This is a genomic window from Parasphingorhabdus sp. (assembly GCF_048269865.1).
In the GTDB taxonomy this organism is placed as follows: domain Bacteria; phylum Pseudomonadota; class Alphaproteobacteria; order Sphingomonadales; family Sphingomonadaceae; genus Parasphingorhabdus.
This window is the reverse complement of the sequence record NZ_JBLWUA010000004.1, coordinates 1-15,708: the sequence shown is the minus strand read 5'-3', so window position 1 is coordinate 15,708 and position 15,708 is coordinate 1. Positions and strand designations below refer to the sequence as shown.

The 15,708-nt window shown below is 58.3% G+C and carries 7 protein-coding genes; all 7 read right to left on the bottom strand.

What is annotated here, in order from left to right; genetic code table 11:
• Positions 1-35: 35 nt before the first annotated feature.
• Entirely contained in the window at positions 36-2,072 is a 2,037-nt protein-coding gene (locus ACN0WW_RS06245; RefSeq protein WP_417610526.1) for a heme-binding protein, read from the bottom strand.
• A gap of 11 nt (positions 2,073-2,083) precedes the next feature.
• On the bottom strand, positions 2,084-3,409 hold the full coding sequence (locus ACN0WW_RS06240) for a multiheme c-type cytochrome (protein ID WP_417611101.1): 1,326 nt from the start codon (positions 3,407-3,409) through the stop codon (positions 2,084-2,086).
• Positions 3,410-3,887: 478 nt separating this feature from the next.
• A complete protein-coding gene (locus ACN0WW_RS06235) occupies positions 3,888-5,327 on the bottom strand; it encodes an aldehyde dehydrogenase family protein (RefSeq protein ID WP_417610524.1) in 1,440 nt (479 codons plus the stop codon).
• An 11-nt stretch (positions 5,328-5,338) separates the two neighbouring features.
• Positions 5,339-6,985 carry an acetolactate synthase large subunit gene (locus ACN0WW_RS06230; protein ID WP_417610522.1) on the bottom strand — a complete coding sequence of 549 codons (1,647 nt, stop codon included), beginning with the start codon at positions 6,983-6,985 and terminating at the stop codon, positions 5,339-5,341.
• 145 nt (positions 6,986-7,130) lie between these two features.
• Positions 7,131-8,081, bottom strand: coding sequence for a D-2-hydroxyacid dehydrogenase (locus ACN0WW_RS06225; protein ID WP_417610520.1), 951 nt, complete (start codon positions 8,079-8,081; stop codon positions 7,131-7,133).
• Positions 8,082-8,192: 111 nt separating this feature from the next.
• Positions 8,193-9,638 (bottom strand): cysteine--tRNA ligase, encoded by a 1,446-nt coding sequence (cysS, locus tag ACN0WW_RS06220; protein WP_417610518.1) that lies wholly within the window; start codon positions 9,636-9,638, stop codon positions 8,193-8,195.
• Between the two features lie 4,343 nt (positions 9,639-13,981).
• Positions 13,982-14,182: a hypothetical protein gene (locus ACN0WW_RS06215; RefSeq protein WP_417611099.1), complete on the bottom strand. Its 201-nt coding sequence runs from the start codon at positions 14,180-14,182 to the stop codon at positions 13,982-13,984.
• Positions 14,183-15,708: the final 1,526 nt, after the last annotated feature.

Below are 15,708 nucleotides of genomic sequence, written 5' to 3'. Positions count from 1 at the left end.
CGGTACAAAAGAGGTCGCCAGTCCCGCCATCTGTCCTACAGCCCCTCGCAGACATTTTGGGTGTTCGTATCCAGGAACGGTGCGAAAGGGCAATTCACATAGCGCAGCCGGACATTGGCATTGCCGAGATTGACGACAATATTGTCCGCCCGGATCGACTTCGGTGCGTTGCCGATCCCGCCAACCCGCTGGCCGGCGTTGTGCAGGCCGAGGAAGCTGGCCATATCGTCCTGATCGATGCCATCGCCGGAGACACCGATGCCGCCGATCAGCTTGTCACCGCGATAAATCGGCACACTGCCGGGGAAAATCTGAATGCCGTTGGAGAGACGCACCTGACCGCCGGTCCCCGGTATCGGTGGTAATTGGGTGCAGCGCTGTGCGGTATCGGGCGTGGCACCGCCAGACCGGACAAAGCCAACATGAGTCACGATATTGGGAAACACGAGATCGAGTTGCAAGCCGACCGCAAAGGGGCTGAATCTCGCCGACTGCTCGACCGATAGCGGGCCGGGCGGACGCCCGATCTCGCCGTCCGGAAAATAGGGGCGGGACAGATTGCCGCCCGACCGGTCCGCAAAGGCCGCCGTTCCGGTCAGGGCATTGGCATCCCCCAGAAAATTGCGGACGCGCTGAACATAGCCGGGGACATTCGCAAAAGGCGGGAAAGCCGGCGTCGCGAGCAATTGCTGACCGGCGACGGTGTTAGAGAAAAATGCCGCTGTTCTTGCCTTTTGCAGCGATACGTCGGTTCCAAAAATCGGACCATCCGGCGTGCGCACGATGCCCAGAATCTGGCCATGGGTATCGACCACGCTGACCGTTGCCTGCATCCGGCTGTCCAGAGGCCGGCGAATCTGTGCTCTGGCCCTGCTGAAGATTAGAAAGGCCTCTTCCAGAATCGCTCGGACTTCCGTTGCGGTCAGCGGCGTGGTCACCGCAGCAGCATCGGTGCCTCCGCGGATTGGGTAGCGGTTCGTACCGCTGCCGTCGGTCAGTACGAAAGCGTCGCGGTTGGCAAATTCCGATGGCGACGAAGCGCGTATGCCGGACGCTTCCGTGCCATAGGCCGTGCCGGCGATGATCGAACCGCTGGTATAGCCGGTTACGGCCAAAAGCTTGCCAACACTATTGTTGATCGCGGCAAAATTGCTTTGCAGGGGCGACAGGTCCGACACCACCATGTCGCTGAATCGAAGCGATGTGCCGTCGACCGATATGCGGTTCGCGGTAATCGAGGCGGGCGGTGCAAATCCCTGGATTCCAGCCAGGGCGACCGCTTCTTCATCGTTGACATCTATATCGAGAATATTGGGATCAAACGAATAGTCGCCATCGCCCATGACGCCGATGCCGCCGACGACGACGCCGTCTTTATAGAGCGGGAAGCCGCCCGGATCGGCGGCGAGACCGAGCGGCGACCGTTTCGGACCGATCAATGATCCCGCACCGCCCATCGCGTTGAATCGCTGGGACAGGTCTGAGCAGGGGAGCTGGCTGAATTGTACGCCAAAGAGGGGCCCGCTTTCCAGACCAGCCGTCGTCGGCGCTGGCGGGAAATGTTCTTGTGCGATCTGGCTGGCTGTCCGGCTGGAAAAAGCATTCCCGCCGCTGGACAGATAGGCGCCCGTCACAGCCTTGGCGATCGCAGCGGCTGCGGCAGGAACTTTCTGGCCCTGCAGTCCGATCGTTTCTGACGGTCCGGCGAGGCCACCAATCTGACGGTTGCTGATCGTGATCTCGCTCGATCCATTGTTCGAGCCGTTCATGTCAAACACGGCCAGCACATTGCCGACCCGGTCGACGACCGCAATGACGGAGGGGAGGTTGCGGGCCTGCGCTTCACCAACCGCCTGGGCAATGATGGTCTGGACGTCGGTTACTGTTAAAGAGCGCTGCGCCGGCGCAGTAAAGGCACCACCCGTTCCCGTTGGTGGCGGAGTTGGCGTTGGTGTCGGGGCTGGCGACGGCGAAGGGGTGCCGCCAAAATCGTTGCTGCCCCCGCCGCCGCCACAAGAGGTGAGTAGCAGCGCGGCCGCAGAAATCGCAGATGTGAAAAAGGGTTTGCGCATCACCTATATCCCTATCTGAGCGACCGTATCGTCCGCACGGCTGTACCGAGTGCCCGGCGAAATTTCAGCGGTTCATAAGCGTTCGGTTCGGCCACTGCGGCATAAGCGACATTGATTTGTCCACGCAGGCTGGCAGCGGCTCTCTCGCTGACCTGGCCACTGTTGACCAATCCGTTTAGCAGCGTGTCGATTGCCATGACGGCCTGGACGCTGCCCTCATAATCGGTGAAGCGTGGTGATATCGCCTGGCCGGCAATGGTTTCCATGATCTGGAACGTCTGGTCCCGGCCGAAGCTGGCGCGCGAGAAGCGATCCGCCAATTGCGTGGCATATTGCCGCAACCGGCTGGCTTCTTCGACGGCCGGGCCACGGCCCTGCGCCATCGCGGCATGAAATGCCTTCGAGCGACTGTCGAATTCACCGGCGATATCCGGTGCAGCGACTTTGATCGCAGCACTCAGCATGATCATATTCTCGTCGTTATAAGGCGGCATGCCTTCCGGAATAGGGCGTCCGGGATTGTCGACGGACGTCGGGCGCGCAGAGGCGTCATCGTAGATCCGCCGGTGGCAGCTGTGACAGTCGTAAAAATAAAATTCCGGGAACAGGCCTTCCGTGGCGATCGCGGGCTTGGTGAACAGGTTCAGCGAGCGCTCCAGCGCCATCGCCTGACCAACGGCCCAGAACTGAACGCTGTTGGTGCGGCCCTTGCGGCGAATATAATCGACATCTTCATCATGATGCTGTTGCAGGGTCGAGAAAAGGTCCATCTCGAACGATATGCGCGGATGACCCGCAGCCATGATCCGGTGATCGACAAACTGGCCCTTTTTGGCGCTGCCGAAGTGACAATCCAGACATACGCTGGCTCGGGCCTTGGGATTGTCGAGCGGAATCAGTCCGTTTGAAACGTTGCGAGCATGATTGGCGCCCACCGCATAGTGGCTGGACAGCCAGCCTGACGATGGTCCGTGGCACGATTCGCAGCCGACACCATCGTTGAGCTGGAACCGGGGGCCTTTGCTCGCGGCGGCGGTGCTGTGGCAGCCAAGGCATTCCGACGAAGAAGCGGCGTCCTTTATGCCGAGGCGTTTCGCAATCGCAATGCTGCGCGGTTCGCGGAGGACACGGAAAGCGCGACTATGAGCGCCGCCCGGTGTCGATTCTTCCTGCCAGCGCATGATTTCGTCTTGCCGGACAATTTCGCCGTCGGCTTCCTGACGCCCGTGGCAAGTGGTGCCGCCACAGGTTGCGACACCGAGATAAGTGCCCCCGGCCCTGTCGGTTGCAGCCTCTACCGGCGCGGGGCTTGCCATGGTTGAAATAAACAGGGCCATGCCGACGAGAGCCGAGCAGAATAGGCTAGCGGCCAGCGTCGGCCAGCCTGGTACCCACGAAAATTTTTTCTTCGTTTGCATCGTTGCCCAATCCGGTTCGAAAACCGGTCCCCTCATTCAGCACGACGCGACCCTTGCTTTATCCTATAATGTCATAGGTTGCCCATCACTATAGCGATATGGCTACCTATCGTCCAACCGCTGCTCTTTGCAACCCAAAATAGCCCGATTTCTTTTATTTTTTAGGGCCTTGTTGCTGTGGTTGCGCGGCAGGCAAAGCATTATGTGGCGCATCGGCAACGCTCGTGCTCATCAGGCCAAGATACATGTGCGCGATTCGGCACGAAGTCAGAGGGCGGAAGGTCTATGCAACCGAATTTGGCACAAGCACCTTGGACCGACGGCTTGTCGATACCTTGCTGATTGGGTCAATGCCGAGCCGAAAGCTGGTCGGTTTGCTGGACGGCGGTCTGTACGTCTAGCCAGGCTTCCGCCGAATGACCAAATTGCGAATTTCGGTCATGTCCTCCATCGCGAACCGGATGCCTTCCCGGCCCAGACCGCTATCCTTGACGCCGCCATAAGGCATGTTGTCGACCCGATAAGATGGTACGTCGTTGATCACCACGCCGCCAACGTCCAGTTCATCCCATGCATCGAGCGTCTTGAACAGATCACGTGTGAAGATACCGGCCTGCAGACCAAATTTGCTGTCATTGACTTCGTCCATGGCCGCACCGAAATCGCTGAACTTGGAGAGCAGGGCGAGTGGTCCGAATGCTTCTTCGCGATAGGCGTCCGCTTGCGTGTCGACATTTTCCAGCAATGTAGCTTCTAGCATATTGCCTTCGCGGTTGCCGCCGCACAGCAGTGTTGCGCCGCCGTCTACAGCGCTTTCGATCCAGCCGTGCAGGCGTTTGGCTTCCCCTTCGGAGATCATCGGGCCAATGAACGTGTCGCGTTCCTTTGGATCGCCGGCGACCAAACTTTTGGTCTTTGCGACCAGCATGTCCTTGAATTGGTCGTAGATGCTTTCATGAACGATGATCCGTTGTACGCCGATGCAGCTTTGGCCCGACTGATAAAATGCACCGAAAACGATGCGTTCCAGAGCATCATCAAGATCTGCGTCATGATCGACGACGACAGCGGCGTTGCCGCCCAGTTCAAGCACCACCTTTTTCTTGCCAGCTTTGGATTTCAGATCCCAGCCGACCCCAGGGGATCCCGTGAAGGAGAGCAGTTTCAGCCGCTCGTCGACGGTGAACAAATCGGCGCCATCCCGACTTGCGGGTAAAATCGAGAAGGCGCCTTTCGGCAGATCGGTTTCTGCCAATATCTCGCCCATTATGATCGCACCGAGCGGCGTTTTGCTGGCCGGTTTCATCACGAACGGGCAGCCCACCGCGATCGCCGGTGCGACCTTGTGCGCTGCCAGATTGAGCGGAAAATTGAACGGTGAAATGAAACTGCACGGGCCGATGGGAACGCGTTTCCACATGCCCATATAGCCTTTGGCGCGCGCTGAAATATCGAGCGGCTGGACCTCACCATAGTTGCGCACCGACTCTTCGGCGGCAATCCGGAACGTGTCGATCAGCCGCGTGGTTTCGCCTTCTGCGTCCTTGATCGGCTTGCCCGCTTCGACGCACAGCGAATAGGCCAGTTCGTCAAACCGCTCCTTGAACCGGTCAACACAATGTTGCAGCACATTTTGGCGTTCGTAGCTGGCCATTGCGGCCATCGGTTCGGTGGCGGCGACAGCACCTGCTATCGCTTCCTCGATAACATCGGGCGTTGCTAAAGCGGTCCGGAATGCGACTTCATTGGTATATTTGTCGGTGACTTCCAGGTCGGTGTTCGGCTGCACCGCCTCGTTGTTCAGATACAGCGGATAAACGTCTTTTAGCTTGGTCATAATGGCCTTACTCACACCTTCGCGCTGAGTTCCTTGATCTCGTGGTTCAAAATGCGATCATTATCGGAATAGTCGACAGGACAATCGATCAAATGGACGCCTTCGCTGTTGAGGCATTTGTCGATCGTTTCTTTCAGATCCTGCGCGCTTGTTACGCGGTGACCGTTCGCACCATAGGCCTCGGCATATTTGACAAAATCAGGATTGCCATAGGTCAGGCCCCAGTCCTCAAAGCCCATATTTGCCTGTTTCCAGCGGATCATGCCGTAGCTGTTGTCGTTGAGCACCAGCACGGTGATATTCAGCTTCAACCGCACGGCGGTTTCCATTTCCTGGCTGTTCATCATAAACCCGCCATCGCCGCATATCGCCATAACTTTGCGATCGGGATAGACCATGGCGGATGCCATGGCCGAAGGCAGGCCGGCGCCCATTGTCGCCAGCGCGTTGTCGAGCAGGACCGTGTTCGGCTGACGCGCCTTGTAATTGCGGGCAAACCAGATCTTATAGACGCCATTGTCCAGACAGATGATACCGTCGGCAGGCATCGCTTCGCGCACCTCTTTCACCAGATGCGGCGGATAGATCGGGAAGCGCATATCGTCGTCCATCGAAGCGGTATGCTCTTCCTCGGCCTTGCGGGCCTTGTACATCGCATCGAAATTCCAGCTGCCGGACGGAACGATGTCTTCTTTCATCTGCCAGATGGCGTTGCCGATATCGCCGATCACTTCGATCTGCGGGAAATAGACGGGATCGACCTCGGCGCTGTTCATCGAGACGTGAATGACTTCGGTGCTGCCGGTCGCCATGAAGAAGGGCGGTTTTTCGATCACGTCGTGCCCGACGTTGATGATCAGGTCCGCGGATTCGATCGCGCGGTGGACAAAATCGTTCGCAGACAGCGCGGCGCAGCCCATGAATTCCTTGTGCGTCTCATCGACCACGCCCTTGCCGAGCTGGGTCGTGACAAAGGGGATGCCGGTCTTTTCGATAAACTGGGTGAGCATCCGACCGGTTATGGTCCGGTTGGCACCGCCGCCGATCACCAGAATGGGCGACTTGGCGCTCTCGATTTTCTTGGTCGCTGCGCGCACCGCCTTTGCCTCGGCAACTGGGCGGCGGGTCAGGCTGGGCGTGATCGGCGTGGAGTCGGTTTCTTCGTCGGCCACGTCTTCGGGAAATTCAATATGCGTGGCGCCGGGCTTCTCTTCCTCGGCAAGGCGGATCGCTTCGCGTACGCGGCTCGGGATATTATCGGCCGAGGCCAACTGGTGAGTGAATTTGGTGATCGGGCCCATCATGTCGACGACGTCGAGGATCTGGAAGCGGCCCTGTTTGGATTTCTTGATCGGCTTCTGGCCGGTGACCATCAGGATTGGCATGCCGCCCAACTGGGCATAGGCCGCTGCTGTCACAAGATTGGTCGCGCCGGGACCCAATGTCGCCATGCACACGCCGGTCTTTCCGGTATGGCGACCATAAGTGGCGGCCATGAAGCCGGCACCCTGTTCATGACGGGTCAAAATGAGTTTGATTTTGGTGGAGCGGGACAGACTGTCCAGCATGTCGAGATTTTCTTCGCCGGGGACGCCGAACAGATATTCAACGCCTTCGTTTTCAAGACATTCTACGAAAAGATCGGATGCTTTGGTCATGTGGGTCCTTCCCTGATCGTGGTGACCAGCGTTTGCGCGAGTAAATGGCAACGACCCCAATGACCCTCAATCCCCCTCAGAAACGAGACTCACTCTACCCCTATGTTCTTGGTTGATAAGTCAAAACAGACGAGGTGTCACCCCCTCAATATCCGCGATCAAAGTCGGCGACGGCGATCATCTTCTCGCCGTTTCGATAGTGTTTCAGATTTTCGACAAAGCGGGCTGCCGCGCGCTGAAACATGCGGGTTTGCGCTACACCGGACAGGTGCATGGTGATGATGCAATTGGGCGCATCCCAGAGCGGATGATCGGCGGGCAGGGGCTCGGGATCGGTGACGTCGAGTGCGGCGCCGCCGATCGCCTTGTCCTTGAGCGCGGCGAGCAGCGCGTCCTGATCGACCAGAGAGCCGCGCGCGACATTGACCAGCCAGGCGGAGTCCTTCATCGCGGCGAATTCGTCGGCGCCGATCAGATGTTTGGTGTCGCTGGTGGCCGGGGCGGACACGAAGACCCAGTCAAATTCGCCGAGCCGGTCCCGCCAGTCGTCGAGGCCGATGACATTGGGTTCGCCTGTCGGCGTGCGCCGTACCGCGGTTACCTCGACGTCAAAGCCGGAGAGCTTCTTCGCGATCTGCTGGCCGATCCCGCCATAGCCGATGATCAGCGCTTTGCTGTCGTCAATCTCCGCGGTGCCCGGCGGCGTTTCCAGCCAGTTATGCTGGCGCTGGTTGTCCATGATGATATCGCTGCGCTTGGCCGCGGACAGCATCATCATGACGGCAAATTCGGCAATTGGAGCGCTGTTTAGGCCGGCGCCGTTGGTCAGGATCGTACCTTGCTGCTTCAACTGCTCGAGCGGAAAATGTTCGACGCCCGCATAGATGCTGTTGAGCCATTTGAGGTTGGTGGCAGCGGAGATGATCTGCGCCATCTTGTCCTTGTCATACATGTCGAACCAGCCGATCTCGGCATGCGGCGCGACTTCCATTGCTTCTTCGGTGCTGGTGAACCAGGTGACGTCGAGATCGTCACAATGCGGCTCGATCATTGGACGGACGAGAGATGCCATGGCGGCTTTGGGTTTCGTGGTCATGTTGTTCGGCCTCCTAAAAAATTTGATCCCGTCAAAAACGGCATTGCCGTTCTGGTCCAGGCATTGCTTTGTCGATCCCCGAACTGCGCCGGGTTCCACACGAAAAGCAGTTTATACGTCTATCTTCCAGTCCCAGCGAAGCGCATCACCGTCCATCAATTCCACGCCCTGGGCGATGAGTTCGTCGCGGATGGTATCCGCGGTGGCGAAATCTTTTTCCGATTTGGCTTGCTGGCGCTGGTCGAGCTTTTCCTCGATTTCTTCTTCGCTGATCGAGGCGGATTTTGGAGCCAAGCGCAGGTCTGTACGAGCCAGATTAAGAACATTGAGGCCGAGAACGGTATCCATTTCGCGTAGCATTTCTTCGGCTGTGCTCCGGCCAATGCTAGCGGTGATGGTCCGTTCCATCTGGGTTAAAGCAACGCTGGTATTGAGGTCATCGGAAATAGCTTCCTCAAACCGCATCATCGTTGATGCTATGGCATTCTCTACGTCTAATATAGACGGGTTATCTTTGGCCCGCATTTTTTCTACACCCATTACGATCCGTTTCAGGCGAGTGAGCGCCGCAACCAGATTTTCCCAGGTGAATTCCAGCTCGCTGCGATAATGTGCCTGCAGGCACATCAGGCGGTAGGCGAGGGGATGGATTCCCTTGTCGACCAGCACCTGCAGGCGCAGGAAGTCGCCGCTTGATTTTGACATCTTGCCGGCCCGGTCAATCAGGAAATTATTGTGCATCCAGATATTGGCGCCGCTGTGTTCGGAGCAGTTGTGCGCCTGGTTCTGGGCAATTTCGTTGGGGTGGTGAATCTCGCGATGGTCGATGCCGCCGGTGTGGATGTCGAACCGTTCGCCGAGATATTTGATGCTCATCTGCGAGCATTCCAGATGCCAGCCGGGTGCGCCCTTGCCCCAGGGACTGTCCCATTCCATCTGGCGGGTTTCTCCAGCGGGCGTCTTGCGCCATATTGCGAAATCCTGCGGGTGGCGCTTGCCCTCGACCGCCTCGATCCGGCCCTCGATATCGTCGCTTTGCATTCCGGCGAGCCGACCATAATCCGGCACCGTGCTGACGTCGAAATAGAGACCGCTTTCCAGTTCGTAGCAATGTTTGTCGGCGATGCTTTTGGCAAAGGCGATCATCTCTTCGACATGGTCGGTGGCGATCGCCCATTTCGCAGGCTGACGGATATTGAGCCGGTCAATATCCAGCCAATAGGCATCGGTATAATATTTCGCGATATCCCAAGCCGATTTCCCGGCCTTGGCTGCGGCCTTTTCCATCTTGTCATCGCCGGCATCGGCGTCGGAGGTCAGGTGGCCGACATCGGTGATGTTGATGACATGGGTGAGTTTGTAACCCTTCCAGTTGAGCGTCCGGCCGAGCAGATCGGCGAAAATATAGGCGCGCATATTGCCGATATGCTGGAAATTATAGACGGTCGGCCCACAGGTATAGACCCGCGCTTCGCCTGGATGGACAGGAGTAAATTCCTCCATCTGGCGAGTGAGGCTGTTGAACAGTTTTAGCGGTTGCGCGGCGGTGTCATTCATCCGCCATCGCCTAATGGCTTTCCGCGCAACAGGTCAACACATCAATTGATTGCCGATGTCATTCTGCCGGCAGGGACTCTTCCTCTTTCTCTTCCTGCTCGCATTTTCCTGTGTCATCGCGCGCGCAATCCTGTCCGGTTGTCCAGAGGTCGTCATTGCCGGCACCGGTAACCGGTTCATCGATCAGCGGCTCTTCTGTACGATCCTCATTGTCCTTGATCTCGATTATGTTCGAAGCAAACGGATCAGCCTCATATTTTTCCGGTGTCACCTCTTCTTCAATCACGTCCTGAACCGGATCATCGCTTTCCGGCAACGTCGGCTCTGGCGTCGGTTCCGGAGTTGGCGTCGGAGTCGGAGTCGGCGTGGGAGTTGGCGTCGGGGTAGGGGTTGGCGTTGGAGTTGGAGTTGGAGTGGGCGTCGGCGTTGGTGTTGGAGTTGGAGTTGGAGTAGGGGTGGGAGTTGGCGTCGGCGCGCAGCTCGCGGGATTGTTGATCACGCAGCCGTTGATGGTCGACGCGGGATCGAACCCTATCGCAATATTGGTGGCAGGGATGGTGTCCAGGCCGGTTGCGCCGCCAACAACGCCGTTCAGCACGATGTTGGCATTGCCTGTAGAGGGCCCGGCGATCAACAGCGAGCCAACATTCAGACCGCGACGATCCGCGAAATCAGTCCCGCTGACCGTATTCTGCACAAGCAGATTATCGAGCACCACGAACTCGACATTGTCAGCCTGGATCAAGCCATCGGGCCGGTTGATCCCGTCATTTTCGGCCAGTCTTGTGTCGATAGCCGCCGTGTCCAGGCCGGCAATGTCAGTCAGTGCCTGGCTGGTCATCGCATAGACATTTGCCGCGTTGATCGCGAGCCTGCCACTACCCTCGATGGATTCGTTGATGTCGTTCATCCGGATGAGGCCGCTGGCAGCGTCGATAAACATATCCTGGCCAGCGGTGAAAGTGAGGCTGGAATCCAGATTGGCGTCAAAGACATTGACGACCCCCGACACAGAGATTGACTGTCCGGCTACCAGATTGAGGCTGTTGCCAATGCCGATATTGGCCGATTGCGGGCCGCTGGTGTTGATAGCCACATAAACATCAAGGTCCTGTATCTGCATATCAAATCCGCCGATGCCCGTCGGTACGACGGTAATCGTGAGATTGCCACCCGACTGAATCCGGCTGAATTCGGCGTTGTCGAGGGTGAAATTGCCACCCAGATCGGTGCCGCCACCCAATATCATCTGCGTTGTGCCATCGGTGAATATCTGGATGTCGTTGGTCACATCGGTTCGGCCAAGACTGCCAATCGTACCGATGTTCATGTCGGAGCTGACCGTGCGGATGGTGCTGCCCACAACCTCCGCCTGGATGTCGATCAAACCGCCTGCGGTGATCTGCAGCGCATTGGCCGCGTCCACCAGGCTGTTGATGAGTACGTTATCGCTGGCGCTGATCGTTATGTTGCCGCCGGTCGCAACCGTATTTTGCGGGCTAATGAAGCTGACCGGAGCGGAGCCTGGTATCTGATATGTGTCGTTGACGGTCGCCGAGCCACCCGCTGCGATGACGATATTACCGGTTGCCTGTGCACCCTGCACATCAAGATTAGCTGCCGACGAGAGGCCGATATCACCGTTGGTCGCATCGGCGCGGACAGCCATATCCTGCTGCGTGACAATGGAAACCGCCTCGCCCGAGGCGATCAGGATGTTGGTGACGTCGACATTATTGGTCACATTGACCAGGCCATTTGAAGCGGTCAGGAAAATATCATTGCCGGACAGATCGCGCACCCCGATCCCGTTGGCCGCGCGGATATTGACCTGTCCCTGACCCGTTTTCGCTGCATTCACTTTGTCCGCGACAAAGGCACCCTGCGACCGGACAATGACGTTGGTGCCGCTGTCGAGCGATCCTACCGTTATGCCCGTGTTGCCATTTGTCGTGATCCGGACATTTGCACCGCCGGTGACAGTGTCGAGAAGAATGTCGCGATTGGTGGCTATCGTTACCGCACCGCCGGCATTGATATCGCCACCCGTCAGAGCCCCGGTCGGAATGCCGGTTGTCGCGTCGATATCGACGGTGCCGGAGGCATCGATTGAGGTGAAGTCGATTGGGCCGCTGCTGGTCAGATCAATATCGCTGCCAATCGCGGTATCGAAGGCGATCGTGGTGGCATCAATCGTGATATTACCGCCGGTTGCCGTGCCGAAACTGATATTGCCGCCGGTCAGCCCGATGGACGCGGAGCCCGTGACCACATCGAGCAACATTCCAGCCGAGCCGGAATCGAACAATACGGAACCGCCGGTGACATTGTCGATAATGATACCGCCCGCGCCGTTGACGAACAGCGCTTCGTCGCTGGTCACAGCATCGAGTTCAACCAGCCCGCCCGCATCCATCGTGAGAGACGAAGCCGCTGTCGCAGACCCGCCCGATAGGCCACCACCAGCGCTCATCGTCATGTTATTGCTGCTCGTAGCGCTCGTGAAATTGATATTGCCGCCGGCGTCGACGGTGAAGGTGCCGCCTTGCGCATCCAGATCGCCAAAACCGATGTCACCGGTGGCGTTCAGATCGATGCCGCCACCGACGGTGACGGTGCCATTGCCATCGACATCGCCAGCGGTGGCGTTGAGGGTCAGGCTGCCGCCGATACTTCCGTTGGCGAGAGTGACCGATGCACCGGTGATGCTGGTGTCGCCGCCGCTGATCGCATTGGCCAGTGTTGGTGTGCCGGTTGCCGAGATGGTGATGTCATTGGCCGCATCGACTGCGCCAAAGCTGGCATCGCCCGCCGTGGCATTCGCGTTGACGGAACCGTTCGAGGTTACATCACCAACCGCAAATGCCTGGGCGGTCAGATCCACATTGCCGCCGCTGTTAATATCACCGGCCCCGCTGTTCTTGCCGATCGTGCCATTGGTTGCAGTCAACGCAATGGCGTTGGGTGAGGTTAGGGCATTGAACAGGATGTTTGAGCCGCTGGTGAAGTTGATATTGGCGGCGCTCGCATCACCGATGGCGATATTGCCGCCGGTCAGGTTGAGCGCATTGGTGGCGGATAAATCGCCGCCGTTGATAGCGCCGCCTGCGTTCATGGTGATGAAGTCGCTGCTGGTCGCGCCCGCGAAGGTGATTCCGCTACCGGCATCTACAGTGAACGATCCGCCCTGCGCTTCGAGGCTGCCAAAGCCGACAGCGCCAGTGGCATCCAGATCAATGCCGCCACCGACGGTGACGGTGCCATTGCCATCGACATCGCCAGCGGTGGCGTTGAGGGTCAGGCTGCCGCCGATACTTCCGTTGGCGAGGGTTACCGATGCCCCGGTGATGCTGGTGTTGCCGCCGCTGATCGCATTGGTCAGTGTTGGCGTGCCGGTTGCCGAGATGGTGATATCGTTAGCCGCGTTAACTGTGCCAAAGCTCGCATCGCCAGCCGTGGCATTCGCGTTTACCGAGCCATTCGAGGTTACATCACCAACCGCAAATGCCTGGGCGGTCAGATCCACATTGCCGCCGCTATTGATGTCACCGTTTCCGCCGTTCTTGCCGATGGTGCCATTGGCTGCGGTCAGGGCAATGGCGTTGGGCGAGGTGAGGGCGTTGAACAGGATATCCGCGTCGCTGGTGAAGTCGATATTGGCAGCGCTGGCATCGCCAATGGCAATATTGCCGCCGTTGAGCGTCAGCGCATTGGTAGCGGATAAATCACCTCCGCTGATGGTGCCAGCTGCTGTCATGGTGATAAAATTGCTGCTGGTTGCAGCAGCAAAGTTGATGTCGGCACCAGCGTTGACTGCAAACGATCCGCCCTGGGCTGCGAGAGTGCCAAAGGCGATGCTGCCGGTCGCATCAAGGTCGATACCGCCGCTTACGGTAACCGTGCCGGTTCCGTTAATATTCCCGGCTATGGCATTAAGCGCCAGATTCCCTGCAATATCTCCCTGATCAAGCGTCACTGACGCTCCGGTGACCGATGTGTTCTTGGCGGAATTCGCGGTTCCTACGATCGCGGCGCCACTGCCAGCATCAAGGTTGATGACACCGCTCGCAGCAAAGGCATTGCTGGTGATATTCGCTATGCCCAGGTCAATACCTGTCCCTGTCACATCCAGGCGCGTACCTGTGGCGCTTCCGATCGTGACCAGTCCGCCAGCTGCTAAGTCAACAAAGGCACCCTGAATGGTATTCGTGTCAATCGTTCGACCGGCGTCGAGGTTGACGTCATTAAAGGCGATGATGGTGTCTACATTTATCGCGCCGACAGCGGTCAAATTGACGACATTGCTGGACAGAGTGCCCGTGGGAGCGCTCGCGCTTGCTCCGCTAATATCTGCACCCGCATTGACAACTATGCTGTCGCCAGAAGTTGTTCCCAGTAGGACATTGCCGCTGGCGGTCGCACCAACGGCACCAACGGATGCCAAATTGCCGATGTTGATATCGGTAGCGGCATCGAGTGTAGTCGCCCGTGCGGTTGTGGCATCGGTAATCCCGATTCCGCCGATCGTCGAGGTCAATAGCAATGCGCCGCTCGCTGCTAATGCGTTGCTGGTGATATTGGCAGTGCCGAGCGATATGCTGCTGCCCTGTGCCGCCAGACGCAGGGTATTGGCACTGGTAATATCAACGGAGCCGGTGGTCAGTATGTCGGTAAATCCGCCGATCAGGGCATCGACAACAACCGCGCCGCTGCCATCGACATCGATCCCGTCCACGGCATTGATCGTTCCGGCAGTGACGCTTCCGCCGGCGTTCAGCACAGCTATGTTGCTTGACAGTGTATCGGTCGAAACATCAACATCGCCGCCAGCGATATTGCCGCCCGCGTTGAACCGAACGCTATCGCCAGTTGCAGAGGCGAAAGAAATATTGCCGCCCGCGTCTGCCGTTACCGTACCCGTTGTGGTCAGCGAGGCGAAACCGATAGTGCCCGTGGCATCGAGATCGATATCGCGACCGGCGGTGAGGGTGCCATTGCCATCGATATCGCCAGCCGTGGCGTTGACGGTCAGGTTGCCGCCGATACTTCCGTTGGCGAAAGTGACCGATGCACCGGTAATGCTGGTGTTGGCGCCGCTGATCGCGTTGGCAACGGAAGAGCTCCCTGATGCATTGACGGTTAGCGTTGATGCGGCGTTTGTTGTGCCGCTGAGAATTATCGATCCGAACGCTGTGGTTACACCAATCGCTCCCGTCGTCGTGGTCGCATCACCGCCATTGATATTGCCGGTTCCGGCGACGGTGTTCGGTGTGAATTGGACGGCAAGATCGATGGAATTGCCTGCCAGCAGCGATACATAGTCGATCTGGCTTCCGGTAACGTCAATCAAACCACCGGCGGACGAATTGCCGAGATCAACCACATCTGCCGCGTTGATGACGATATCGCCACCAGTGATGATCGAATTCAGGCCAGTGGATATGTTGCCCAGCGCGTTTGCCGTGAAGTTACCGCTTGCTTCCGCATGATCAACATCGATGGAACCCTGCGCATCAAGACCAATATTGCCGTTTCCGGCGGTCATGGTCGACAACAGGATATCATTGCCACTGGAGAATGCGATATTGGCAGCGCTGGCTTCGCCGATGGCGATATTGCCGCCGGTCAGGTTGAGCGCATTGGTCGCGGTCAGATCGCCGCCGTTGACCGCACCGGCTGCGTTCATGGTGATAAAGTCGCTGCTGGTCGCGCCCGCAAAGGTGATTCCGCTACCGGCATCTACAGTGAACGATCCGCCCTGCGCTTCAAGGCTGCCAAAGCCGACAGCGCCCGTGGCATCCAGATCGATGCCGCCACCGACGGTGACGGTGCCATTGCCATCGACATCGCCAGCGGTGGCGTTGAGGGTCAGGTTGCCGCCGATGGAACCATTGGCGAGAGTGACCGATGCCCCGGTGATGCTGGTGTTGCCGCCGCTGATCGCGTTGGCCAATGTCGGTGTGCCGGTTGCCGAGATGGTGATATCATTGGCAGCATCGACTGCGCCAAAGCTGGCATCGCCCGCCGTGGCATTCGCGTTGACGGAACCGTTCGAGGTTACATCACCAAC